This window comes from Holophagales bacterium (assembly GCA_016719485.1).
GTDB lineage: Bacteria > Acidobacteriota > Thermoanaerobaculia > UBA5066 > UBA5066 > UBA5066.
Genome location: JADJZB010000025.1, coordinates 101,107 through 126,261 on the forward strand (window position 1 = coordinate 101,107; position 25,155 = coordinate 126,261).

18 protein-coding genes and 1 tRNA gene are annotated in these 25,155 nt (G+C 70.7%); 11 read left to right on the plus strand and 8 right to left on the minus strand.

Annotation, left to right across the window (positions count from 1 at the left end):
- The first annotated feature begins 46 nt into the window (after positions 1-46).
- A complete protein-coding gene (locus tag IPN03_17720; protein MBK9375503.1) occupies positions 47-1,339 on the plus strand; it encodes an MFS transporter in 1,293 nt (430 codons plus the stop codon).
- 10 nt (positions 1,340-1,349) lie between these two features.
- Here IPN03_17720 and IPN03_17725 read toward each other — a convergent pair whose 3' ends face one another.
- Together IPN03_17725 and IPN03_17730 are read right to left on the minus strand one after the other, a co-directional pair.
- On the minus strand, positions 1,350-3,326 hold the full coding sequence (locus IPN03_17725; protein ID MBK9375504.1) for a potassium transporter Kup: 1,977 nt from the start codon (positions 3,324-3,326) through the stop codon (positions 1,350-1,352).
- Between the two features lie 29 nt (positions 3,327-3,355).
- Positions 3,356-4,297 carry an acyltransferase gene (locus tag IPN03_17730; protein ID MBK9375505.1) on the minus strand — a complete coding sequence of 314 codons (942 nt, stop codon included), beginning with the start codon at positions 4,295-4,297 and terminating at the stop codon, positions 3,356-3,358.
- Positions 4,298-4,428: 131 nt separating this feature from the next.
- Here IPN03_17730 and IPN03_17735 point away from each other — a divergent pair, with 131 nt between their 5' ends.
- The 3 genes from IPN03_17735 to IPN03_17745 all read left to right on the plus strand — a co-directional run bounded on the left by IPN03_17735 (position 4,429) and on the right by IPN03_17745 (position 7,567).
- Positions 4,429-5,097: a hypothetical protein gene (locus IPN03_17735; GenBank protein MBK9375506.1), complete on the plus strand. Its 669-nt coding sequence runs from the start codon at positions 4,429-4,431 to the stop codon at positions 5,095-5,097.
- 163 nt (positions 5,098-5,260) lie between these two features.
- The gene (locus IPN03_17740; protein ID MBK9375507.1) at positions 5,261-7,333 is read left to right on the plus strand and encodes a RiPP maturation radical SAM C-methyltransferase; all 2,073 of its coding nucleotides are present in this window, start codon (positions 5,261-5,263) and stop codon (positions 7,331-7,333) included.
- 39 nt (positions 7,334-7,372) lie between these two features.
- Positions 7,373-7,567, plus strand: coding sequence for a hypothetical protein (locus tag IPN03_17745; protein MBK9375508.1), 195 nt, complete (start codon positions 7,373-7,375; stop codon positions 7,565-7,567).
- Positions 7,568-8,573: 1,006 nt separating this feature from the next.
- On the opposite strand, the gene IPN03_17750 is transcribed toward IPN03_17745, so the two are convergent.
- Together IPN03_17750 and IPN03_17755 are read right to left on the minus strand one after the other, a co-directional pair.
- Entirely contained in the window at positions 8,574-10,250 is a 1,677-nt protein-coding gene (locus IPN03_17750; GenBank protein ID MBK9375509.1) for a serine/threonine protein kinase, read from the minus strand.
- Positions 10,251-10,277: 27 nt separating this feature from the next.
- Positions 10,278-11,036, minus strand: coding sequence for a C1 family peptidase (locus tag IPN03_17755; protein ID MBK9375510.1), 759 nt, complete (start codon positions 11,034-11,036; stop codon positions 10,278-10,280).
- 42 nt (positions 11,037-11,078) lie between these two features.
- On the opposite strand from IPN03_17755, the gene IPN03_17760 reads away from it, so the two are divergent.
- A complete protein-coding gene (locus tag IPN03_17760; GenBank protein MBK9375511.1) occupies positions 11,079-11,954 on the plus strand; it encodes a class I SAM-dependent methyltransferase in 876 nt (291 codons plus the stop codon).
- 8 nt (positions 11,955-11,962) lie between these two features.
- On the opposite strand, the gene IPN03_17765 is transcribed toward IPN03_17760, so the two are convergent.
- From IPN03_17765 to IPN03_17780, 4 genes are all read right to left on the minus strand, one after another.
- Entirely contained in the window at positions 11,963-14,335 is a 2,373-nt protein-coding gene (locus IPN03_17765) for a PAS domain S-box protein (protein MBK9375512.1), read from the minus strand.
- A 113-nt stretch (positions 14,336-14,448) separates the two neighbouring features.
- Positions 14,449-14,525 (minus strand) — tRNA-Arg (locus tag IPN03_17770).
- Between the two features lie 42 nt (positions 14,526-14,567).
- Positions 14,568-15,344 (minus strand): cobalamin B12-binding domain-containing protein, encoded by a 777-nt coding sequence (locus IPN03_17775; protein ID MBK9375513.1) that lies wholly within the window; start codon positions 15,342-15,344, stop codon positions 14,568-14,570.
- Positions 15,345-15,389: 45 nt separating this feature from the next.
- A complete protein-coding gene (locus IPN03_17780) occupies positions 15,390-16,187 on the minus strand; it encodes an SDR family oxidoreductase (GenBank protein MBK9375514.1) in 798 nt (265 codons plus the stop codon).
- A 131-nt stretch (positions 16,188-16,318) separates the two neighbouring features.
- Here IPN03_17780 and IPN03_17785 point away from each other — a divergent pair, with 131 nt between their 5' ends.
- Genes IPN03_17785 through galE form a run of 6 tightly spaced genes read left to right on the plus strand, consistent with a single transcriptional unit; the run spans position 16,319 to position 25,146 of the window.
- A complete protein-coding gene (locus IPN03_17785) occupies positions 16,319-17,173 on the plus strand; it encodes a hypothetical protein (GenBank protein ID MBK9375515.1) in 855 nt (284 codons plus the stop codon).
- Positions 17,170-17,862 (plus strand): HAD family hydrolase, encoded by a 693-nt coding sequence (locus tag IPN03_17790; protein MBK9375516.1) that lies wholly within the window; start codon positions 17,170-17,172, stop codon positions 17,860-17,862. The genes IPN03_17785 and IPN03_17790 overlap by 4 nt, the downstream gene beginning before the upstream one ends.
- Positions 17,855-18,931, plus strand: a complete 1,077-nt coding sequence (locus IPN03_17795; GenBank protein MBK9375517.1) for a hypothetical protein — start codon at positions 17,855-17,857, stop codon at positions 18,929-18,931. The genes IPN03_17790 and IPN03_17795 overlap by 8 nt, the downstream gene beginning before the upstream one ends.
- The gene (locus IPN03_17800; protein MBK9375518.1) at positions 18,928-23,565 is read left to right on the plus strand and encodes a 2-oxoacid:acceptor oxidoreductase family protein; all 4,638 of its coding nucleotides are present in this window, start codon (positions 18,928-18,930) and stop codon (positions 23,563-23,565) included. The genes IPN03_17795 and IPN03_17800 overlap by 4 nt, the downstream gene beginning before the upstream one ends.
- A 27-nt stretch (positions 23,566-23,592) precedes the next feature.
- Positions 23,593-24,096 carry a thiol peroxidase gene (gene tpx / locus IPN03_17805; GenBank protein MBK9375519.1) on the plus strand — a complete coding sequence of 168 codons (504 nt, stop codon included), beginning with the start codon at positions 23,593-23,595 and terminating at the stop codon, positions 24,094-24,096.
- A 24-nt stretch (positions 24,097-24,120) separates the two neighbouring features.
- Positions 24,121-25,146 (plus strand): UDP-glucose 4-epimerase GalE, encoded by a 1,026-nt coding sequence (gene galE, locus IPN03_17810; protein MBK9375520.1) that lies wholly within the window; start codon positions 24,121-24,123, stop codon positions 25,144-25,146.
- Positions 25,147-25,155: the final 9 nt, after the last annotated feature.

A 25,155-nucleotide genomic window follows, 5' to 3' on the forward strand; every position in this document is an offset into this window, starting at 1 on the left:
AGGGCCGGCCCTTTCCTTCACGGGCCCCGTGGCAGACTCCCGCGCCATGGCGTCGGACCGGCGGCAGGTGCGGGCGTGGCTCGCGTACGACTGGGCCAACTCGGCCTGGGCGATGACGGTCGCGGTCGCGGTGTTGCCCGTCTACTTCGCGGGCACGGTCGTGCCGAAGGGGGGCGTCGAGGTCCTGGGGATGCGGCTCGACGCCACCGTGCTCTGGGGATACGTCAACAGCGCGTCGACGCTCGCGGTCTTCCTCACCGCGCCGATCCTGGGCGCGATCGCCGACCGGCTCGGGGCGCGGCGGGCCCTGCTTTCGGCGTTCGGGATCGCCGGGGGCCTGCTCACGGCGCTCCTCGGCCTCTGCGGGGCGGGGGACGTCTTCACGACCCTTCTGATCTACGCCCTGTCGCAGTTCGCGTTCGTCTCGGCGAACGTCTTCTACGACTCCTTCCTGCCGCACCTGGCGAAGGACGAAGAGCTCGACCGCCTCTCGGCGCGCGGGTTCGCCGTGGGGTACGTCGGGGGCTCGCTCCACTTCGTCCTGGCGCTCGTCCTGATGGCGACGCACGCCCGGTGGGGCCTCTCGGCCGAGGCGGCCGCGCGGGTCGCGCTCTCCTCGGCGGGACTCTGGTGGGCCGGTTTCGGGGCAATCACGTTCCTCGGGCTGGAGGAGCCGGAACACGGCGGCACGCGCCCGGGCGTGCTTCGGGCCGTTCGGGAAGGTGTCGCCGACACGCTCGCCACCACGCGGAGGGTGGCGAAGGTGAAGCCGGTCCTGCTCTTCCTCCTCGCTTTCATCCTCTACAACGACGGTGTCCAGACCGTCATCAAGATGGCCTCCCTCTACGGCACGGAGGAGGTCGGCGTCGGGATGCCGCTCATGATGGGAACGCTCCTCGGCATCCAGCTCCTCGCGATGGTGGGCGCCCTCGTCTTCGCCCGGCTCGCCGGGATCTGGGGAACGAAACGCGTCCTCCTGCTGGCGGTCTCCCTCTGGCTCGTGGCCGTGGCGTGGGCCTACGTCCTGACGACGCCGGCGGGGTTCGTCGGCCTCGCCGCGCTCGCCGGCCTCGTCCTCGGTGCCGTGCAGGCGCTGTCCCGATCTCTCTTCGCCGCCATGATCCCGCGGGAGGCGTCGGCGGAGCTCTTCGGCTTCTTCTCCGTCTTCAACAAGCTCGCCGGGATCCTCGGCACGTTCCTCTTCGCGACCGTGCGGCAGGCGACGGGGACGTCGCGACCGGCCATCCTCTCGGTGGCCGTCCTCTTCGTCGCGGGGCTCGTCCTCCTCTGGAGGGTCGACGAGAAGGAGGCGAAGAGGCGGCGGGAGGAGCTGCGCTGACGCCGGAGCGTCAGAGCTCGACCTGGAGGCCCAGCTCGACGACGCGCCCCGGCGGGATGTTGAAGAACGCCGTCGCGCGGCCCTCGGAGCGGGCCATCCAGGCGAAGACGTGCTCGCGCCACAGGGCCATCCCGGGGCGCTTGCTCGCGATGAGGGTCTCGCGGCCGAGGAAGAACGTCGTCTCCATCGGCTCGAACCCCTTGCCGTCGAGCTTGAGCTTGCGCAGCGCCCGCGGCACGTCGGGGTTCTCCATGAAGCCGTAGTGGAGCGTGACGCGCCAGAAGCACGGCCCGAGGAACTGCACCCGGCTCCGCTCCTTCTCCTTCAGCCGCGGCACCTCGTCGGTGACGACGGTCAGGAAGACGATCCTGTCGTGGAGGATCTTGTTGTGCTTGAGGTTGTGCAGGAGCGGCGGCGGAATTCCTTCCGGGGTCCGGTCCATGAAGACCGCGGTCCCCCTCACGCGCGTCGGCGACCTCTTCTCGACGTCCTGAAGGAAGACGTCGACCGGGAGCGAGGCCTCCCGCAGGCGGTCCGCGAGGATGATCCGGCCCTTCTTCCAGGTCGTCATGACCGTGTAGACGAAGAAGGCGATGGCGAGAGGGACCCAGCCGCCGTGCCCGATCTTCACGATGTTCGCGCCGAAGAACGCGAGGTCCACGACGAGGAGCGCGGCGGCGATCGGCGCCGCGACGGCGCGGGAGACCTTCCACGTCTCGCGGGCGTAGACGTACAGGAGAACCGTCGTGATCCCCATCGTCGTCGTCACGGCGACGCCGTACGCGGCCGCGAGGGCGCCCGAGGTCCGGAACGAGAGGACGAGCCAGATGCAGGAAAGGGCCAGCGCCCAGTTGATCGAGGGGAGGTAGATCTGCCCGATCTCCTTCTCGGAGGTGTGGTCGATCCTCAGGCGCGGCATGTAGCCGAGCTGGATCGCCTGTCGCGTCAGCGAGAAGGCGCCCGAGATCACGGCCTGCGAGGCGATGACGGAGGCCGCCGTCGCGAGCAGGACGAGCGGCAGCAGGCCCCACTTCGGCGCGAGGCCGAAGAGCGGATTCGCGGCGGCGGCCGGGTTCGTCAGGAGGAGCGCTCCCTGGCCGAAGTAGTTGAGGAGGAGCGACGGGAGGACGAACGCGAACCACCCGACGCGGATCGGCTTCGCCCCGAAGTGGCCCATGTCGGCGTAGAGCGCCTCGCCGCCGGTGACGACGAGGAAGACCGACCCGAGCAGGAGAAAGCCGGTCATCCCGTTCTCGACGAAGAAACGGAAGCCGTAGGCCGGGTTCACGGCCGCCACGACCCGTGGCGCGTCGAAGATGTGGACGACGCCGAGGACGGCCAGGACGATGAACCAGAGAACCATGACCGGGCCGAAGACGGCGCCGACACCCGCTGTCCCCTTCTTCTGGATGAGGAAGAGGACGATGAGGATGACGACGACGATCGGCTGGATGTAGGGCTTGAACGCGGGCGTGACGATCTCGAGCCCCTCGACGGCCGAGAGGACCGTGATGGCCGGCGTGATGATGCTGTCGCCGTAGAGGAGCGCCGCCCCGAAGAGACCGAGGGCGACGAGGACGACGTGGCGCGAGGCGCCCGATCCCGACGGCGGTTTGAGGAGCGCCATGAGGGCGAGGATGCCGCCCTCCCCCCGGTTGTCGGCCCTGAGGACGATGCCGAGGTACTTGATCGAGATCGTCAGGACGAGCGCCCAGAAGATCAGGGAGAGGATGCCGAGGACGTTCGCGGGCGACGGCGGAATCGGATGGTGGCCCGTGAAGCACTCGCGAAGAGCGTAGAGGGGGCTCGTCCCGATGTCGCCGAAAACGACCCCGAGGGCGCCGACGGTGAGAATGGCGAGGTACTTCCCCTGCGGGGCCGCCGGAAGGTGGGTCTTCTCCGTGCCGGCCGAGACGGCTTCGTATGCCCCGGAGGGCGAAGGCGATGGGGGGTGCGAGCCCGTGGACTCGCCGGAATCCGTCTTCAACGCGGCCGAAGTCTAATGCAGGCCGCCCGTCAGCGTGCGGGCGGGCCGGCGGCGGGGGCCCGGGAGGCGAGGATCGAGGCGATTTCCTCGTCCTTTTCCCGGAAGAGCCTTCTCACCCACGCCTGGACCCCCTCGCGGAACGCGGCGTCGTCCGCGTAGTCGCCCGTGAACCACGCGACGGGAATCGGCCGCTCGCGCACCCGGACGACCACCTCGGGAAGGCCGCGGGAGATCGCGTCCCAGAAGGTCGGCGACCCGTGCGGGTAGACGATCGTCACGTCGACGAGCCCCTTCAGCTGCTCCCCCATGGCGCTCGCCGCGAAGGCGAGCCCGCCCGCCTTCGGCGAGAGGAGGTGTCGGTACTCCGCGCCGCCCCGGGCGTGCTTGGCCGGCGTGAAGCGCGTGCCCTCGATGAAGTTCAGGATCGCGGCCGGGGCGTGGCGGAACTTCTCGCACGCGCGGCGCGTCGCCTCGAGGTCCTCGAATCTCAGGGCGGGGTTCTTCTCGAGCGCCTCGCGCGGGTGCCGCTTCATGAACGGGAAGTCGAGCGCCCGCCAGGCCAGGCCGAGCACCGGCACCCGGATCAGCTGCTGCTTGAGGAAGAAGCGCAGGAATGGAAGCCTCCTCAGGAACACCCCCTGCAGGACCGGAATGTCGACCCACGACTGGTGGTTCGACACGACGAGGTACGAAACGTCGCGGCGCAGCCCCTCGAGACCCCGGACGTCGTAGACCGTCGGCTGCGTGAGGCGAAGGAAGAAGGTGTTGACCGCGATCCAGGCTTCGCCGATGGCGACGAGGAGCCGCGAGACGCGGCGCCGCCAGGAGGCGACCGGCACCGCGAGCCTGAGGAGCGCCACGAGGTACAGGACGGAGCAGAGGACGACGGTGTTGGCGGCGAACAGGAAGAACGTGACGCTCCCGACGGCGAGACGGACGGCGGCCGGGGGAGCCGGGGGGGCGGAAGTCATCGGGTGCGAATCGTAACGGCGCCGGGAGGGATGCGCTTGCTGCAACGCAGAATCCGCGTAACATTCCCGCGGCGGCGGTCCCTTCCCCCGCGCTCGGGACGGCGGAACGGCCCTGTCCACAGGAGCCTCACGTGAGCGTCCTCTCGCTGCCCTCCCCCTCCACCACCGTCGCCGCGCCGGCGTTCGCCATCGGCTCGCGAAAGCTCGCCGTTCCCGGAAGGCCGGCCGACCGCGCGACGCTCGCCCATCACCTCGCCGTCCTTCCGCTCCCGGCCCGCACCCTGGCGCTCGTCACCGGAAACGCCCCCGGGGAGCTGCCGGCCGACGCGGTCCTCGTGCGCTGGGTCGCCGTCCGGCTGCGGTCGCTCTCTTCGCACCTCATCGCCGGCGAGACCTCGGGCAGCGTCTTCCGGCAGGAGGCGGCCGGCCTCGCCGCCCTCGGCCCCGACCCGGCACCCGCTGGCGAGGAGATGCTCGTCGGCCTCGCCGCCGCGGCCCGGAGGCTCGCGACGTGGCGTCTCGTGCCCGAGCCCGCGATCGCGTCCTTCCAGGCGTCGCTCGTCGGCCTCTCCGGGTCGGGGGCGCCGAAGTCGGCCTCGAGGACGCTCGACGACGCGGTGCGGGGCGGATTCCCGGCTCCGGTCGCCGCGCTCGTCGAGCTCCTCGGCAATCCGGAGGTCGAGGACGGCGCGCTGAAGGAGGCGACCCTTCGGCTGACCGCCGGCGGGACGCGACCCGGAGCCGACGCGCTCGCCGGGATGATCGCGATCGTCCGCGACGTCGCCCTCGGCCCTCTCTGACGCCCGGAGCGCCTCCGCGACGACGATCGTTCAAGCGGTTCCGGGCGGACGCCCGTCGGGCGGGCGCCTTGACGTCCGCCTCCGGGCCCGGCACGCTCGCGGCCTCATCCGAAAGCGCCCGAGCCCGCCACCTGCGGACGCAACCGACGTCCTCCTCGTCTCGATGCCGTTCGGCCCCGAGATGTCGCCGTCTCTCGGTCTGTCCCTGCTGAAAGCGTCGCTGGCGCCGGGCGGCACGTCCGTGGGAGTCCTCTACTTCACGCTCGCCTTCGCCGAGCTCCTCGGCGAGAGGCTCTACACGAAGATCGCCACCGACGGCACCCGGTCGATCCGCGAGCTCGCGGGCGAGTGGGTCTTCCGCGAGGCGCTCTTCGGGCCCGACCCCGCCGCGGACGAGCGGTGGGAGCGCGAGGTCCTCCTCGGCCGCGCCTGCTGGGGCGCGCGCGAGCTCGCGCGGCCCGTTCCCGCCTCCTTCGTCGCGGGGCTTCGCCGCGCGCGGACCCGGGCCGCCGGGTTCGTCGAGCGGTGTCTCTCCGAGGTCCTGGCGCGTCGGCCGCGGCTCGTCGGCTTCACGAGCGTCTTCCAGCAGCACGCCGCTTCGCTCGCCCTGGCCCGGCGCATCGCGGACGTCGCCCCCGGCACCGTCGTCGTCTTCGGCGGCGCGAACTGCGAGGGGGTGATGGGGGCCGAGACCGTGAGGAGCTTCCCGTTCGTCGACGCGGCCGTCTCGGGAGAGGGCGACCTCGTCTTCCCCGAGCTCGTCCGCCGCGTGCTCGCCGCGCGCTCGTTCGACGATCTCCCCGGTGTCACGACGCGGGCGAACGTCGCCGCGCGATTCGCCCAGGGCCGATTCCCGAACGCGCCATCGGTGACGCGGATGGACGACCTGCCGGTCCCCGACGACGCGGACTACTTCGACCAGTTCGCGCGGAGCCGCTTCGCCGGGAAGTGGACGCCGGGCCTCTTCCTGGAGACGGCGCGCGGCTGCTCGTGGGGCGAGAAGAGCCACTGCACGTTCTGCGGCCTCAACGGAACGACCATGGCCTTCCGGAGCAAGTCCCCCGACCGCGCGCTCGGCGAGCTCCGCGCTCTCGTCGCGCGGCACCCCCGGAGCGACCTGCAGGTCGTCGACAACATCCTCGACGCGCGCTACTTCGAGAGCCTCCTCCCCGAGCTCGCGAAGTCTCCTCCGCCCTCGCCCGTCTTCTGGGAGACGAAGTCGAGCCTGAAGAAGAGCCAGGTCCGCCTCCTCGCCGCGGCGGGCGTCACGCGGATCCAGCCCGGCATCGAGAGCCTCAGCGACGCGGTGCTGAAGCTGATGAGGAAGGGCGTCACCGCCTTCCAGAACGTCCAGCTCCTGAAGTGGTGCCGCGAGCTCGGCGTCACGCCCTACTGGAACCTCCTCTGGGGCTTTCCCGACGAGGCGCCGGAGGAATACGCGCGGATGGCGCGCCTCGTTCCGCTCCTCTCCCACCTCGCTGGGCCCTCGGGCGTCTCGGGCCTCAGGCTCGACCGCTTCAGCCCCGGTTTCGACGACGCAGACCGGCTCGGCTTCCTCGACGTCACGCCGATGCCGTCCACTGCCGCCGTCTATCCGCTCGGACCCGAGGCCGTGGCGAACCTCGCGTACTCCTTCTCGTTTCGGGCCCGCGGCCACGGGGACGCAGGCGCGTACGTCGCGCCGCTTCTTCGCGAGGTGGCGCGATGGAAGCGTGCCCAGAGGACGAGCTCTCTCTTCAGCGTCCCGGCCGGCGACGCGCTCCTCGTGTGGGACCTGCGCCCCGTCGCGCGCCGCCCGCTCACCGTCCTCCGCGGCCTCGCGCGCGTGCTGCACGAGGCGTGCGACGCGTCGGCGACCCTACGCGCTCTGGTGGACGCGGGCCGCTCTGCATGCGGCTCCACGCGCGAAGAGGTCGCCACCGCGCTCGACACGCTCGTCACAGATCGCCTCCTCCTCCGCGACGGCGAGAGGCATCTCGCGCTCGCCGTTTCGCTCGGGACCTACTCTCCCGAGGGCCGTGCGCTCGATCACTTCTTCCGTGTCGCGAACGCGATGGGAGAGAAGAAAGGTGACGGAATCACGATTCCCGTTCACAATGATGCGGTGACGTTTCGTACACTCCGCGCGCGCGAGAGGCAGAAGTCTCCGGCCGCGACCGAAACAACGCACGCGCACGACAGGCTCTTTTCGGCCCGCTTCTCCGTGAATCGTCGCGGGAAGCTGGCCATTACCTGAACCCCCGTCCTCGAGGGCGGACTACAGCAAGGAGTTCCGATGGCAACGAAGAAGGCAGCGAAGAAGTCCGTGAAGAAGGCCGTGAAGAAGGTCGTCAAGGCCGTCAAGAAGGCCGTGGCCCCGAAGGCCGCCGCCAAGAAGGCCCCGGCGAAGAAGGCGGTCAAGAAGGCCGCTCCGAAGAAGGCCGCCCCGAAGAAGGCCGTCGCCAAGAAGAAGGACGTCGGGCTGATCTGATCGCCCGTCGCGCGGGAGCCGGTCCATTTCGGGGCCGGCTCCGCGCGGCACCCCGCGCCGCGCGCCTCCGTCCCCCTACTTCAGGCCGGTGACGAGGTACAGGTCGGCGCGGTACTGGAAGTAGCTGTACGCCCAGGAGCGACCGTCCGGCGTCACCTGCGCGGCGACGAACGACTCGACGCCGGCGGGGTCGGCTGGCGTGATCTCCGCGATCACCTCGCGACGGCGCGTGTCGAGGTCCACCCTGCGGATCCGCGCGGGCAGCTCGTCGAAGCGGAAGACGTAGAGCGACCGTCCGTCGAGGCTCCAGCGCATGGGGACGTCCCCGGGCTCGAGCCCCTCGGCGAGCGACGGGTCCGCGCCGTCGAGCGGGAAGAGAACGACCCTGTCGTTCGCGTCGAGGACCGCGGCGACTCTTCCGTCGGGGGAAACGGCATCGCTGCTCGGCGTGATGCGGAAGCCCGCGCCCGAAACGGCGCGCGGCGCACCCGACTCGATGCTCTGCACGTAGAGCCGCACCGGCTTGCCTTCCTCGTTCGCGGCGACGAGGAGCCTCTCGCCGTCCGGGAAGAACGCCACCGCCTGGTAGCTGACGATCGGACCGCGCTCGAGCGTCTTCACCTGCCCGGGGCCCGTCGGCAGGAGCGTGAGGCTCGGCGGCGTCGAGGGAACGATCGCGACGGCCCACTGGCCGTCGGGCGAAAGCGGACCCGCAGTCCCCTCTCCGAGACGCGCCGCGGCGGCGCCGTCCGCGTTCCGCGTGTAGACCGAGTAGGTGCCGACGCCGCCACCGGCCCCCTGCTCGCCGAAGAGGACCGTCTTCCCGTCGCGCGAGAGGTCCGAGACGACGGTCGCGTCGAGCCAGGAAAGGTCCCGTCCGACGCGACGGTCCGACGTACCGAGCCCCATGCCGAGCCGCACGCGCCCTTCCGTCATCAGGAGCTCGCCGGAGGGGCTCACGTCGTGCAGGGCGAGGCGGCCCGGGCTTCGCGCGATGAGGCGCCGTTCACCCTTCAGGTCGACGGCCCAGAGGGCGCTGTTCGGAGAGACCTCCGTCGCCGTGAACCAGACCTCGTCGCCGCCGGGAGCCCAGTCGAGGCCGAGCGCGCTCGCCCAGTCCTTCGAGAGGACGTCCACTTTCCCCGTCCTGTCCACGACGCAGATCGCGCCCCGGTCGTCGCCGGCGATCGGGTGGTCGATGAAAGCGACGCGGCTCCCGTCGGGCGAGACACGGACGTTGCTGATCCATCCCGCGGCCTGGTGCAGGATCTTCTCGATCGGGTACTCGAGGCGGTACCGGCCCTCGACCACGCGGCTCACCGCGAGGTTCCGGCCGTCCGGGGAAAAATCGGCGTCCTCCACGTCGGTGAGGATCCTCCGCGGCGCGCCTCCCACGAGTGGAACGCGCGCGAGGATTCCACCCGTCTGGAAACCGTAGGTGAACTTCCTGTCGAGCGAGATCGCGAGCTCTCCCGTCGACGACACGGAGAGGACGTCCCCTGGGCGGCAGGTCGAGCGGGCGCGACTCGGGGCTCTCGGTGCGCATCGAGTGAAGGCGGAAAGGCTCGCCGTCCCAGCCCGCCCCGTAGACGATCGTCCTGCCGTCCGTCGAGAAGCGCGCCGACAGGACGAGCCCCCGGCGGAACGTGAGCTGCTTGTAGGACGGAACTCCCGGCCCCGCCGAGCCGTGACCCGCGCGCCAGGCGAGCCCGGCGACGCCGAGCGCGGCGAGAGCCAGGGCCGCGGCCACGGCGGCCCGGACGACGCGCGCCCGGGCTCCGAGGCGCGGGCGCCGCCGAACGCTCGACGGCCGCGAGAAGCCCTCCGCGTACTCGCGAAGCTGGAACGCGAGATCCGCCGCCGACTGGAACCGGTCCTCGGGGCTCTTCTCGAGGCAGCGCTTCAGGATCGGCTCGATCTCCTCCGGAATCGGCGAGGGATCCTCGAGCCGGCTGAGCGGGTCCTCGGCGAGCGTCGCGCTGAGCGACTCGATCGCCGACGGCCTGCGGAAGGCCACCTGCCCCGTCAGCATTTCGTAGAGGAGCGCCCCGAAGGCGAAGACGTCGGAGCGGTGGTCGATCGGAGCGCCGCGAATCTGCTCCGGCGACATGTATCGCACCGTCCCGACGACGATGCCGGAGACCGTGAGGCGGGCGGCGGTCTCGGCCTCCCCGAGGCCCTCGAAGGTGATCGGCTCCCGCGGCTCCACGAGCTTGGCGAGGCCGAAGTCCAGGAGCTTCACCCTGCCGTCGCGGGTCAGGAAGACGTTCTCGGGCTTCAGGTCGCGGTGGATGACCCCGGCGGTGTGCGCGGCCGCCAGGCCCTGCGCGATCTCGACCGCCGTCGAGGCGACGGCCTTGATCGGCAGCGGACCGCGGTCGAGCCGGTCCCGGAGCGTCTCTCCGTCGAGGAGCTCGGAGACGAGATAGGGGACGCCCTCGTGGCTCCCGACATCGTAGACCGCGAGGACGTTGGGGTGGCTCAGCCGCCCCACCGCCTTCATCTCGACCTCGAACCGCCGGATCCGGTCGGCGTCGGAGGAGCCGGTCCTCGTCAGGATCTTGATGGCGACGTCGCGGCCGAGGCGGGTGTCGCGGGCGCTCCAGACCTCGCCCATGCCTCCCGCCCCGATCCTGGCCAGGATCTCGTAGGGTCCGAGTTTCTCGCCGGCCGTCAGCGCCATCGAACCCCGGATGTTATCGCGGCGCCGTCAGAGAACGCGCCGCACCGTCCAGAAGTCCCAGGCGAGGTCCGGATGCAGGAGGTAGGCCCAGGGAAGCGTGAAGTAGCCCTTGTCCCCCCAGCGACGCCCCCACGAGTTGCGCACCAGGAATCGGCAACTCCGATCGTCGTACCCGACGACGAGGACGGCGTGGCCGCCGAGCGTCTTCTCGCCGCGCGTCGGTATCGGGACCCGCCCCGTCTCGCGGACCGCGCGGCTCTCGAAGCTCTCGTGGACGGAGATGCCCAGGGTGAACGGGAACCCCTCCGCGAGGCAGCCACGGAGGTGGTCGAGGTCGCGCGGGATCCGGTGATAGGCAACGGCCCGCCTCTTCCTCGCCTCGCTGAAGCAGCTCTTCGACGGCCGCTCGGCGAACCGCTCGGGCTTCCACGGCCAGAGACTCTCGGGACAGACCCCGTTCTTCGCCGCCGCCTTGTAGCCGTCGCGGAGGGAGACGGGGGCGTTCGTCCCGATGGTGTGCTCCTTCGCCCGCTCGACCCAGTAGAGGAAGAGCCGCGACGGAAGGGGCGCCGCCTCTCCCTGCCGCTTCTCGTCGAACCAGAGGGCCGCGCCGATGGCGTGCGCCGAGCAGGCGTTCAGCGGGCGCTGGTCCTCGACCGGCGGGCAGAGAGACCGCAGGTCGACCTCGCGGGGAAGCGCCCGCCGCACGTGGCGCGGCGCCGCGTACTGCAGGTCGCGGTGGTCGGGGACATCGGGGTGCGTGCCGTACGGTCGCGCTCTCTTCATCTGCGGCTCCAGCGGGGGACGGGCGCTATTCTCCCTTCCCTCATGCGTTCCGACGATCGCCGCGTCGCCCCGTGGCCGAAGCTCGACCCGGCGCGCCGGAGCGCCGAGGTGCGCGCCTACTTCGACCGGCGGGCCGCCGTCTACGACCCCGTCGCCGACCGGCCCTACTGGGCCTTCTCCGACCGGGTCCTCCTCGCGCTCCTGCGACGCACGCTCCTCGCGGGCCTCGGCGAAGGTGAAGACCTCCGCATCCTCGATGCCGGCGGCGGCACCGGGCGCTGGGCGCTCCGCCTCCTGGGCGAGCTGCCGCGCGCGACCGCCCTCCTCGCCGACGTCTCGCCCGGGATGCTCGAGGTCGCCCGCCGCAAGGCCGCCCGCACGGGAGCGCGCGACCGTCTCTCGCTCCTCGAGCTCGATCTCAACGCGCCGCTTCCCCGCGGCCTCGGGCGCTTCGACGTCGTCCTCTGCTTCCACAACGTCGCGGGCCTCGTCGCCGATCCGGCTGCTCTGATGAGGCGGCTCGTCCACGCCACCGCGCCCGGGGGCCGCGTCGCCCTCGTCCTGCCGAACCTCTGGCAGGCGGCGGCCAAGAGCCTGCGCGACGGCCGCCCCTCCGAGCTCGGCCGCCTGGCGGCCCGGAGCGCCGTCCGCTACGGCGACGGCGTTCCGGAGGTTCTCGTCTTCACGCCGTCCGTCGCGCGCCGCTGCCTGGAAGGGGCCGGATGCCGGGATGTGACCGTCCACGGCTTTCCCGTCTCCGTCCACCCCGAGGGGCCCGGAGAGGATCTCCCCGCGTTCCTCGACGACCCCCGGCTCCTCCGGCGGCTCGTCCCGCTGGAAACGGAGCTCTGCATGCCCGTCGAGGCCGCGGCGCGCGGGAACAACCTCCTGGCGATCGGGAGACGGCCGGGGAAATAGAGCCCCGACTACGCGCCCCTGACGGGCAGCGCGAAGGAGAACGTCGCGCCCTGGTCCAGCTCTCCCTCGGCCCACACGCGCCCTCCGTGGCGGAGGACGATCCGGCGGACGAGGGCGAGACCGACGCCGGTCCCCTCGAACTCGTTCGTGCGGTGCAGGCGGTGGAAGACCCCGAACAGCTTGCCGGCGTGCTCCATGTCGAACCCGACCCCGTTGTCCCGCACGCAGTAGACCGCTTCGTTCCGTTCGACGCGTCCCTCGACCCGGATCTCGGGCCGGTCCCGGGTCGAGGAGAACTTCACCGCGTTCGAGAGGAGGTTCTCCCAGACCCTCCTGAGGAGCGCGGCGTCCCCGAAAGCCTCCGGCAGGCGGCCCACCGAGAAGGAAATCCGGGAGCGAGCCCCGGATTCCGGCACGACCTGGACGAACGCCGTTCTCGCGGCGTGCGCCATGTCCTCCGCCTGGAACACGAGGTCGGTCCGCCCCGTCCTGGCGAAGGTGAGGAGGTCGTCGATCAGCTGCCCCATCCTCTGGGCGTTCCACCTCATCCGCTCGAAGAGCCGCCGCCCCTCCTCGTCCAGCTGGCCTACATGCGCCTCGCCGATCAGGGCCGAGAACCCGTCGATCGCCCGCAGGGGGGCCCGGAGCTCGTGCGAGACCGAATACGAGAACGCCTCCAGCTCCCGGTTCGCCTCCCCGAGCCTGGCCTCGAACTGCTTCCGGGCCGAGATGTCCCGGGCGGCAGCGACCCCTCCAAGGACCTTCCCGTCGGGGTCGCGATAGACGGAAGCATTGACCTCCACCGGCGTCGTCCTGCCGCTGCGGTGCCTGAGCTGGAGCTCGAAGTCCCGGACGGTCCCCTCGCGGAACACCTGCGAATACCCCTCCCTCGCCCGCTCCGGCTCGGTGAAGTAGTCCAGAAAATCGCTCCCGACGAGGTCTTCGCGAGGGACGCCCGTTGCGCGGACCGTGGCTTCGTTCACGTCGAGGATCCGTCCTTCCCGGCCGATCGTCATCAGCGGGTCGATGCCCGCTTCGATCAGGGACCGGTTGTAGGACGTCGCCTCCCGGAGCTCGGCGGTCCTCTGCGCGATGCGCAGCTCCAGCAGCTCGTTCGCTTCCTGGACCGCCCGTTCGGCCGCCTTCCGTTCGGTGATGACGTCGAAGACCGCGACGAAGTGCTCCCGTTCCGGGCTGTAGACCGCGATGGAATACCAGTCCTCGACCCCTTTCACGTAGGTCTCCAGCTTTTCGGGCCTGCCCGTCAGGGCAACCCGGCCGTAGACCTCGAAGAGGTCCGGGCTGGTCTCCCGGATCCCCGGAATCACTTCGGACACCCGGCGGCCCGCCACGCCGACGAGGCCCGTCTGCGCCTCGAATGCCCGGTTGACGTTCAGGTAGACCCAGTCGACGGGCCGATCGCCGTCGAAGAGCATCCGGCAATAGGCGAACCCGTTCAGCATGGCGTCGAAGAGGCCGCGATAGGTCTCTTCGCTCTTGCGCAATGCCTCGCGGGATGCGAGGAGGGCCGCTTCCGCCGCCTTCTGCTCCGTGAGGTCGCGGATGCTCGTGCTGGTTCGTCTCCCCCCCGAGGGGTCGAGAAAGTGAACCGAAGTCACGCCTCCCGCGAAGACGGAACCGTCGGCCCTGACGCAGTTCAGCTCTCCCCGGAATTCTCCGGTTCGTTCCCGTTCGGCGAGAGCCTCGGGAAGGCGCGGATCTGTCCTGTCCACCACGCCCGCGCGCCCGATCCGGCGGATCTCCTCCTCGGTCCGCCCGAGCATCCGGCACGCCGCCGGGTTGGCGGCGATGATGTCGCCTCCCGGATCGGTCAGGAAGATCGCCTCGCCGCTGTTCACGTAGCTCCTGCGGAAAATCTCGTTCTCCTCCGCGAGGACCTGCTTCTCCCGGGCCCGGTCCGTGATGTCCACGAACGTCACGACCGCCGCGACGGGCCTCCCGGCCGCTCCTGGAATCGGTGTCGAGCTGATCGAGATCCACCGGAGCGTCCCGTCCGGCCTGTGGACCCCCATGACCACGTCCCGAAGGGCCGCGCCGGTCCGGAGCGTCTCCATCGCGGGGTGGGCCTCGCCCGGAAACGGAGAACCGTTCTCTCTGATGGACCTCCACCCGGGATCGAGCGAGGTGCGACCGGCCATCTGGTCGCGGGTGAGGCCGAGGATCCTCTCCGCCGCCGGGTTGCAGGCGACGATCTCGCCCGTCGCCGCTTGCACCACGACACCCTCGGACAGGGCGTCGAAAGCCGCCACGGCCAGGTCCGGGTCGCAGGCGAACCCGGAACTCCCGCGGGCTTCGGAGGTTGCCCCGCCGGCGGGCGCCGTCAGCTTGCCGAACTCCTCTTTCCCCGGGGCGGGTGGCATGCCGGAATCATAGGCGGGCAGCCGGCCCGCAGCCTCGGCTTTCCGTTTTTCGTCAGCCTCGCCACGGGGGATCGTCCGAAGGGAGAGGATTCAAGGGGGGCGGGGAGAATAACTGGCCTGCCCGAGCGGGCTCGAACCGCTGACCCTCGGCTTAGAAGGCCGATGCTCTATCCAGCTGAGCTACGGGCAGGCGCTCGACCGGACGGAGGGGACTGTAGCAGGAGGGGACGGGTCAGCGGGACCGGGCGACGCGACGACGCAGGGACGGCGGCATCGACTCGGGAAGGCCGCTGCCGGTAGCACTCTTCCGGGATGTCCGAGCCTTCGTTTTTTCCTGCGCCCGGAGCCAGTCGCGAAGGGTCACCGCGTCGGCGATGCCGGCGTCGGCCCCGGTGAGGGCGACCCTCTCGGGATCCTCCAGGATGGCGAGGCCGCCCACGAGGATCGTGATGTGGGGCGCTGCCGCCCGGACCTCTGCGATCGTCTGGGCCGCCTCCGGGATGTGACCCGCGAGGGAAAGGGACAGCGCGAGGGCGGCCGGGGGCCGCTGCCGGACGAAACGGACGAGCGCTTCCCGGGGAACGTTGGCCCCGAGCGACTCGGCGTCCCATCCGGATTCGCGGGCCACGTCGGCGAGGAAGCGGATACCCAGGTCGTGGAACTCTCCCGCGAGGCACGCGAAGACGATCCTGGGGGCGGATCCGGCCCGGATGGCCGCGCCACCGGAAGAGCGGGAGAGGACCCGGCTGACGAGGGCCGTCGCGAGATGCTCCTCGGCGATCGACGCCTCCCCCCGCGTCCACATCCGGCCGACCTCGCAGAGGGCCGGCATGACGAGGTCCCTGACGACGAGGGCCGTGTCGGCCCCGCGGGAGCGAGAGCGGGAGACCAGCTCCTCTGCGGCCGCTTCGTCCCCTCCGAGGAGGGCGAGGAGGAACGGCCCGGACAGGTCCCCGAGATCGGGGCGGGCTTTCCGGGACGTGACGACGCGGGGTCTACCTGTGGCCACTCTTCACTCCAACTGCTCTACGCGCGGGTTTCCGGCACGGATTCCTCACGCCTTCACCTCGACCCTGGTCCCTCCCCAGACGTCGAGAACCGCCCCTGTGACGGTCTCGGCGGCGGGCGAGAGGAGGAAGAGAGCGGCGGCCGCGACGTCGAAGGCGTCGAGCTTCTCCTCGAGCGGCTTCTCGTGCGGGACCCCCTCGAGGTTGCGGGTCCGGTTGTCGGTCGACCCGGGGCAGATGGCGTTGACCGCGATTCCGTGCGGCCGCAGCTCGAGCGCGAGGGCCTTCGTCAACCCGACGAGGCCGAACTTGGCGGCGCAGTGCGCCACGACGTTCGCGTCGCCCGCGGTGCCATGGACCGACGAGACGTTCAGGATGCGGCCCCGGCTCTTCTTCAGCTCGGGGAGCGCGGAGTGGACGAGGAGGTACGTCGCCTTGAGGTTCGTCTCGAGAACCCGGTCCCACTCCTCCTCGGAGAGCTTCTCGAGAGGCTTCCAGACGAAGACGCCCGCGTTGTTGACGACGGCGTCGAGGCGCCCCGTCTCCTCCACGGCGCGCGCGACGAGGCGCTCCACGTCGTCCCTGCTCCTCACGTCGGCGGTCACGGCGAGGGCGGTCCCGCCGAGGGAGGCGACCTCCCGGACCACGTCCTCGAGCTGCTCCGCGGTCCGGGAGGCGAGGACGACGGTCGCGCCGGCCCGGGCCGCGGCGAGCGCGATGGCGCGGCCGATTCCCCGACCGGCTCCGGTCACGACGACGGTCTTCCCGGCAAGCACCTTCTGTTCCGCTGGCACGCTCATCCGCTTCAGGCCTCCCGCGCCGGGATCCTCCGCGGTGGCGCTCATCTCGTCGCCGAACGGTCTTCCGCGGAGGACGAACGCGAATCCGGCGGAGGCTAGCACGCCGGATCGCTTCCGGCGGACACCTACAATCCCTGCGGGAGGCACTCCTGAGACCCACACCGCTCCTCGCCGCCGTGCTCCTCGTCGCCTCCGCCGGGGCCCAGGCAGAGCCGCGCCTCGAAACGAGGCTGGTCGCTTCGCCCTACCTCCCGGAGCCGGCCCGGGTCGTCGTCCAGCTCCCGCCCTCCTACACGGAAGCGCCGGGGCGTCGCTATCCGGTCCTCTATTTCCTTCACGACGGGTTCGGCAACGAGGAGACGCTCTCCAGGCGTGGAATCGCCGCACTGCTGGACGCCGAGATGGCGGCCGGCCGCCTGCCCGAGATGCTCGTCGTGTCGCCGCGCGGCGTGGGCACCTGGTTCACCGATTCCGACGACGGGAAGGTGAAGTACGGCGCGTTCCTCGGGTCCACGCTCGTCCCGTTCGTCGACGACGCCTTCCGGACGCTCCCGCGCCGGTCCGCCCGCGCCGTTGCCGGGATCTCGATGGGCGGGTACGGCGCCATCCGCTGGGGGCTCCGCTCGCCGGAGCTCTTCACCGTAGCCGCCGGACTCTCCGCGGCCGTCCAGCAGCTCTCCCGCCGCTCCCACGAGACCCTGCCGTTCCTCGTCCGCCCGGCGTTCCGGCGCGTCTTCGGCGAAAGCGCCGCAACCGGCCCCTGGCAGCGCCACGACCTCGCCGCGATCCTCCTCGACGATCCCGGTCTCGCCGGCCGCGCACCCGAGCTCCTCCTGCGGTGCGGGACCGAAGACAAGTACCTCCTCTCCGACGTCGGTGCGTACTTCCACAAGCTCGTCGTCGCGCTCGGCGGCCGGAGCGAGCTCGTGCTCGAGCCCGGGGGCCACGACTGGGCCTACTGGCGCTCCGTCTTCGTGCCGTTCGCCGCGGACGTGGCACGCCGCCTCGACCGGGCACGGGAGGCCGGGTGAGCAGCCCTCGCCTCGTCCTCTTCGACATCGACGGAACGCTTCTTTCGTCGGGACAGAGGGGGCTCGATTCCTTCTCGGAAGCGCTGCGCAGGACCTTCGGAACGGACGGCGACGTGGCCTCCTACCGTTTCGAGGGGAAGCTCGACCCGATCATCGTCCTCGAGCTGATGCAGAAGGCCGGCATCCCCGACGACGTCATCGCCCGGCGCCGCCCCGCCGCCCTCTCCCTCTACCTCGACCTCCTCGAGGCGGCGCTTTCCGCCGAGCCCCCGGCTCTCAAACCGGGGGTCGCCGACCTCGTCGCCCGCGTTTCGGCCTCCCCGTCGGTCGTCCCGGCCCTCCTGACGGGAAACGTCCAACGCGGCGCCCGCATCAAGCTGACGGCGGCCGGCCTCTGGGACAGCTTCCACTTCGGTGTCTTCGGTGACGAAGCGCCGCGGCGCGTCGACCTCGGGCCGATCGCCCTCGCCCGCGCGCTCGAGCGGACGGGACGGACGTTCTCACCGGCCGAGACCGTCGTCGTCGGCGACGCGCGCGCCGACGTCGAGTGCGGCCGGGCGATCGGCGCCCGGGTCGTGGCGGTGGCGACGGGCCGGACGACCCCCGAGGAGCTTCGCGCCGCCGGCGCCGACACCGTCCTGACGAACTTCGCCGACGTCGCGTCGGCGTGCGAGGCGATACTTGCTTGACGCTGCGCTCTTCCTGCTCCTGGCGGCCGCCCCTGCCGGTCTTCCGCAGTCCGGCCCGCCCATCGACGTCGCGCGCCCTCCCGTTCACGACGTGACGATGTCCGTCGACGTCGGCCCGGCCCGGGACATCCTCACGCTTCTCGCCGGGCGTCCCGAGGCCCCGGAGGCGCTCAAGCGGCTCCGGACCTCCCGTGCGTTCCAGCAGGCCCTCTCCCGCGGCGGCCGCAACCCCGACGACGTGCTGGGCCGGCTCGTCTCCGTCGCGGCCGGAACCCCCGACCCGCTCCTGAGCGGCTATTCCAGCCGCGCGGCGACCTTCTCGAAGATCCTCGACGCCCTCGAGACCGACGGCACGCCCGCGGCCATGGTCGAGGCGCGCCGCATCGCCGCCCTCCTCCCCTCGTCGACGCCCGTCACGGCCCGCCTCCGGGTCGTCCCCCTCTTCAGCCTCGCCGGTTTCGACGACATCATCGCGGAGAGCGACGGCGAGACGACGTGGCTCTTCGCCGACCTGCCCCGGCTCGCGCCCGAGGGGGTCGCCGAGATCGTCCCCCGCGAAGCCGTCTTCTCGCTCCTGCGCTCCGCGACCGCCGAGTCGTGGACGCGCCTCTTCTCGCCGTTCCGCGTTCCCCCGGCCTGGCCGGAGGAGAAGGGCTCCGACTTCGACACCCTCCTGTCCCGCACCGTCGGCGACGGCCCCGCGACGTTGTTCCTCATTCCCGACGAGTTCTTCCCGGTCGGGACGATGTTCCAGGAGCCGATCCAGAGAAGCTTCGACCGCTGGAACGCGGCAGCGGAAACGCTCCTCGACCCCAAGGCGAAGGAGGAGGACCGGCGGGCCGCTCTCGCCGCCGCGACCCTCCGTGGTGATTTCTGGAGCCGGCACTCTTCCGTCGTCGGCGTGAAGATCACCGAGACGCTCCTCCGGCGTGCAGGAGCCGCGAAGTACCTGGAAGCTCTCGCTGCCGGTCCACGCGCCGTCGCCACTCTCTACCTCGACGTCACGAGGAAGACGAAGGAACCCGCCCTCGGCAAGGCCGCAAGAAGGGCACTGGAGGCGTCGAAATGAACGGAACACCTCGCTACCCCGGCATCCGGATCACGACGAACGGGAACCAGCTCGTCGCCTACCACACGGAAGCGCGCATCACGGACGGCGGGGTCTTCTACCCGATCACGCCGTCGACCGAGATGGGCGAGAACTACCAGCTCTCGTTCGCCGAGGGAAAGCTGAACGTCTTCGGCGCCAGCAAGCTCGCCGTGGAGACCGAAGGCGAGCACTCGGCGCAGGGGGGCGCGATCGCCTTCTCCGTCTGCGGAAAGCGCACCGTGAACTTCACCTCGGGGCAGGGGATCGTCTACGGCTCCGAGCAGTACTACCACGCGCCCGGCAAGTTCTCGACGATGGTCCTCGAGGTCTCGGCCCGCGCGCTGACGAAGCACGCGCTGAACGTCCACTGCGGGCACGACGACATCTACGCCGTCATGGACACCGGCTGGATCATGCTGTTCGGCAAGGACTCGCAGCAGGCGGCCGACCAGGCGCTGATCATCCGCAAGGTCGCGGAGCTGAGCCTCACGCCCGGCATCAACATCCAGGACGGCTTCCTCACCTCGCACCTCGAGCGGACGTTCTTCCGCCACGAGGCCGAGCTGATGAGGGAGTTCCTCGGCGCGCCCCACGACCTCATCGACTGCCCCACCGACGCGCAACGGACCCTCTTCGGGCCGAAACGCCGCCGCGTGCCGGCGATGATCGACCTTCAGAATCCGCTCCTCCTCGGCCCCGTGCAGAACCAGGAGCACTACATGAACGGGGTGGTCGCGCACCGCTCCGAGTTCTGCGAGCCGATCCTCCCGATGCTCGAGGCGGCCTTTGCCGAGTTCGGAGAGCTGACGGGGCGCCACTACGGCCTCCTCTCGCAGTACCGCGCAGGCGACGCCGAGACCGTCTTCGTCTCGCTCGGATCGGCGGCCGAGAACATCGAGGCCGCCGTCGACCATCTCCGCGCGAAGGGTGAGAAGGCCGGGTCGATCCACGTGAACGTCCTCCGCCCGACCCCGGAGGCCGCCTACGTGGCCGCCCTCGCCGGGAAGAGGAACGTGATCGTCATGGAGCGGACCGACCAGCCGCTCGCCGGCGACAACCCCCTCGCGAGGGACATCCGGACCGCGTTCACGAAGGCGGTCCAGGCCGGGACGATCCCGCCGGCTGCCGTGCCGCGCTTCTTCTCGGGCATCTACGGCCTCGGCTCGCGCGACTTCCGGCCCGAGGGAATCCTCGGCGCTTACGGCTTCGCCACCGGATCGCTCGCCCGCAAGGACGGCCGGACCGAGGCCGACGGGGAGACTCTCTTCGTCGTCGGAATCGACCACCCGTACGAGGTGAAGGCCGCGGAGCGGCCGTCGCTCCTCCCCCACGGCGCCATCGCCGTCCGCCTCCACTCCATCGGCGGCTGGGGAATGATCACGACCGGCAAGAACCTGGGCGAGATCATCGGCGAGCTGGGCGACCACGTGGCGGAGCGGGACGGGGCCGTGGACGAGCTGGGCCGGCGGAAGGAAGTCGTCCACGTCTCGGCGAACCCGAAGTACGGGTCGGAGAAGAAGGGGGCGCCCACCGAGTACTTCCTCGTCGTCGCTCCCGAGCGGATCCGGGTCAACTGCGACCTCAGGCACGTGACCGTCGTCCTCTGCTGCGACCCGAAGGCGTTCACGCACACGAACCCGCTCGACGGGATGGACGAGGGAGGCGCCTTCGTCTGGGAGTCGGACGAGAGCCCCGAGACGGCCTGGACGCGGATCCCGAGGAAGTACCGGCAGGAGATCCTCGACAAGAAGATCCGCCTCTACACCCTCCCCGGCTTCGACATCGCCCGCGCCGCCACCGAGCGGCCGGACCTGCAGCTCCGGATGCAGGGGAACGCCTTCCTCGGCGCGTTCTTCGCGGTCTCGCCCTTCCTCGAGGAGTTCGGGATCGCCCGCGACCACTTCAACGAGCAGGTCGAGAAGCAGTACCGCAAGAAGTTCGGCCGCTTCGGCGACGCCGTCGTCGCCTCGAACATGGAGGTCATGCTCCAGGGCTTCTCGCGGGTGAGGGAGATCGTCTACGGCGCGGTCGACGCGCCCGACCGCTCGAGCATGCGGGGCGAGTCGCTCTTCCCGCTTGCCGAGTGCGGGGCGACGTGCCGGGCGGTCCCGAAGCCGGCGGTGCAGGCCGAGAGGGCTCCCGTCTTCCGGCGAGAGACGTTCGAGAAGGAGTTCCGGGCGGGCCTCGGCTACCACCAGCCGGCGTCGGTTCTCGCGGCAGCGGGCGTCGGCGCGGCGGCGACCGGCGAGACGGCCACGAAGTACGTCGCGCGCCGGATGACCCCGGTCTTCATCGCCGAGAACTGCACGCAGTGCATGGAGTGCATCTCGTCGTGCCCCGACACGGCGCTCCCGAACACGGCGCAGGACCTGACGACGATCCTGACGACGGCGGTGCGCGCGTACGTGCAGGACCCGATGGACCGGGCCCGGCTCCTCGCGAGCGTGCCGGACGTCGAGAGGTCTGTCCGCGCCGGGATGGTCGAGGCCCAGAAGTCGAAGGCCGGTACGCCCGTGAGGGACCTCGTCCGCGCCGCCGTCGAGCCGATCGGCGTCGTCTCGGACCAGGGCAAGGCGCAGCTGTACGCCATCCTCGACACGCTCCCGCTCGCCTACAACAAGGTCAACGCCATCTTCGCGAACCCCGAGAAGAAGACCCCTGGAGGCGGAGGGATCTTCTCCATCTTCGTCTCCGATCTCTGCAAGGGGTGCGGCGAGTGCGTCACCGAATGTGGCGACCACGAAGCGCTGAAGATGGTCGACGAGACCGAGGAGCTGAACGCCAGGCACGCGACGGCGACGAGCTTCCTCAACCTTCTCGGCGACACGCCGCAGAAGTACCTCGGCCTCTACGACGCCGGGCATCCGCAGACGTCCCGCGAGGCGGCGCTGCGCAACCACCTCATGGTCCGCTCGACGTACGACGCCCTCGTCTCGGGAGACGGCGCCTGCGCCGGCTGCGGCGAGAAGACCGTCCTGCGCGCCGTCGCCTCGGTCACCGAGGCCTACATGCGCCCGCTCTACCACGCCAAGGCCGACCGGCTCGCGGCCAAGGCGAAGGCCGTCGCCGAGTCCGGCGCCGCGCGACTCGCGGCCCTGAAGGAGAAGAGCCCGGCCGACTACGCCCGGTTCACGAGGGCGGTCGCGCACCTCCTGATGGGGCTCGGCGGCGAGACCGACGAGGACACGGACGCCCGCCTCGCCGGGCGCGGGCCGATTTCCGACGCGGAGGTCGTCGACGCCCTCCGCGCCGTCCTCGCGCAGGAGGCGTGGAACCACCGCGAGCTGCAGGCGATCGACGGCCGGCTCGCGAACGGGATGTCGGTCATGGCGATGGGCGCCCATACCGGCTGCAACACCGTCTTCGGCTCGACCCCCCCGAACAACCCGCACCCCTACCCGTGGATGAACTCCCTGTTCCAGGACGGCGCCACCGTCGCCTGGCTCTTCGGCGAGGCGTTCATCCAGGACCACGCCCGCCGCTCCGTCATTCCCGAGCGGCTCGCCAATGCCCTTCTCCGCGACGACGGCCCGCTGACGGCCGCCGAGGTCTTCGACCTCGCACACTTCTCCGACGCCCTCATGACCGACCTCGAGGTCGCCGAGCTGCCGAAGGCCTGGGCCATCGGCGGCGACGGCGGGATGGGCGACATCGGCTTCCAGAACGTCTCGAAGGTCGTCCTCCAGAACCGCCCGAACGTGAAGATGCTGATGCTCGACACGCAGGTCTACTCGAACACCGGCGGGCAGAACTCCGACTCGTCGGTCATCACGGGCGGCTTCGACATGAACCAGATCGGCGCAGCCACCCAGGGAAAGCTGACCGAGAAGAAGGGGCTCGCCGAGATCTTCTGCGCGGGCCACGGCTCGCCTTTCGTCGCGCAGGTCTCGATGGCGAACGCCCCGAAGCTCTACAAGGCGATCCTCGACGCCCTCGAGTACCGCGGGACCGCGTTCGTGCAGAGCTTCACGCCGTGCCAGCCGGAGCACGGCGTCGGCGACGACGTCTCCACCCTGCAGTCCCAGCGCTCCCGCGACAGCCGGATGCTCCCCGAGTTCACCTACAACCCCGGCAAGGGCGAGACGTACCGCGAGGCGCTCGAGCTGAAGGGGAATCCGAACCACGACCGCGACTGGTGGGAGACGACGCTCACGTCGACGGGCGAGAAGGTGAAGTACACCGTCGCCCACTACGCCGTCACCGAGGCCCGCTTCCGCCAGCACCTGAAGAAGGTCGCCCCCGAGACGGCGTCGACGATGGTCGCCCTCGACGACGTCCTCGTCCTCCTCTCGCAGGACGACGTCGTCAAGCGTCGCGTCCTCGACCCGAAGAGCCCCGCCTTCGTCCCCGACTTCGGGGTCGTCATCAAGGCCGAGGACCACGAAGGGCGGCCGGGCTACTATTCGCTCTCGCGCCAGATGGTCCTGCTCTGCGTGGAGCGCCGGAAGGCGTGGCGCCTGCTCCAGAGCAAGGCGGGCATCGACAACAGGGAATACCGGGCGCAGCGCGCCCTCCTCGCCCGCCTCGGGAAGGGCGAGATCACCCGGGACGACCTGCTGAAGGGGGGCTCGATGCTCCTCAAGGAAGAAGTCACGAAGCTCGCCGCGAGCTGAGAACCCCGCGAAGAAGGAGAAACGCACATGGAGAGAACCGGCATCATCACGTTCCTCGGGAACCCCCTCACCCTCGTCGGACCCGAGATCAAGGTCGGCGACAAGGCCCCCGACTTCACCGTCCTGGACAACGGCCTCGGCGCGAAGAGCCTGAAAGACTTCGCGGGCAAGACGGTCGTCCTCAGCGTCACCCCGTCCCTCGACACTCCGGTCTGCGACGCGCAGCTGCGCCGGTTCAACGACACGGCGACGAAGCTCGCCGACGACGTCGTCGTCCTGAACGTCTCGATGGACCTGCCGTTCGCGAACAAGCGCTTCTGCTCGGTCGCCGGCATCGAGAAGGCGCTCACGCTGAGCGACCACCGCGACGCTTCGTTCGGGAACGCGTACGGCGTCCTCGTCAAGGAGCTCCGCCTCCTCGCCCGCGCGATCTTCGTCGTCGGCAAGGACGGCCTCGTCAGGTACGCCGAGATCGTCCCCGAGATGACCCACCACCCGGACTACGACAAGGCGCTCGCCGCCGCGAAGTAAGGGACGGCGTCTTCAGGCTGCGCCATGAGCAGGATTCTCGTCACCGGCGGCGCCGGGTACATCGGTTCCCACACCTGCGTCGAGCTCCTGCGGGCCGGCCACGAGGTCGTCGTCCTGGACAACCTCTGCAACGCCCGGCGGGAGTCCCTCCGCCGGGTGACGGAGCTGACGGGGCGCACCTTCCCCTTCGTCGAGGGCGACGTGAGAGACCGCTCCGCGCTCGACGCGCTCTTCCGCGCGCACCACGTCGACGCGGTCATTCACTTCGCCGGTCTGAAGGCGGTGGGGGAGTCGGTCGCAAGGCCCCTCCTGTACTGGGACAACAACGTCTGCGGGACCGTGAGCCTCCTCGAGGCGATGGCCCGCGCCGGCGTGACGACGATGGTCTTCAGCTCCTCCGCGACCGTTTACGGCGACCCCGCGAGTGTCCCCATCCGGGAGGACTTCCCCACCGGCGTTCCGACGAATCCCTACGGGCGCAGCAAGCTCGTGGTCGAGCAGGTGCTCTCGGACCTGTCCACGGCGGAGCCCGGCTGGCGGATCGCGCTGCTGCGCTACTTCAACCCGGTAGGCGCTCACGAGAGCGGGCGGCTCGGCGAGGACCCCCGCGGCGTCCCGAACAACCTCATGCCCTACGTCTCGCAGGTGGCCGTCGGCCGGCGCGACGCCCTGAACGTCTTCGGCGACGACTACCCGACTCCCGACGGCACCGGGGTGCGGGACTACATCCACGTCGTGGACCTCGCGGCGGGCCACCTGAAGGCCGTCGAGAAGCTCGAGGAAGGGCCCGGGGTCCGGGTCTGGAACCTCGGCACGGGCCGCGGCACCAGCGTGAAGGAGCTCGTGCAGGCGTTCGAGAAGGCCTCGGGTCGCGCGATCCCCTTCCGGATCGTGCCCCGGCGGCCGGGCGACATCGCGCAGTGCTGGGCGGACCCGTCGAAGGCCGAGCGGGAGCTGGGCTGGAAGGCGGCTCGCGGCCTGGACGAGATGTGCGCGGACAGCTGGCGGTGGCAGCAGCAGAACCCGAACGGATTCGGCGACGCGGACTGAAGGCCGCAG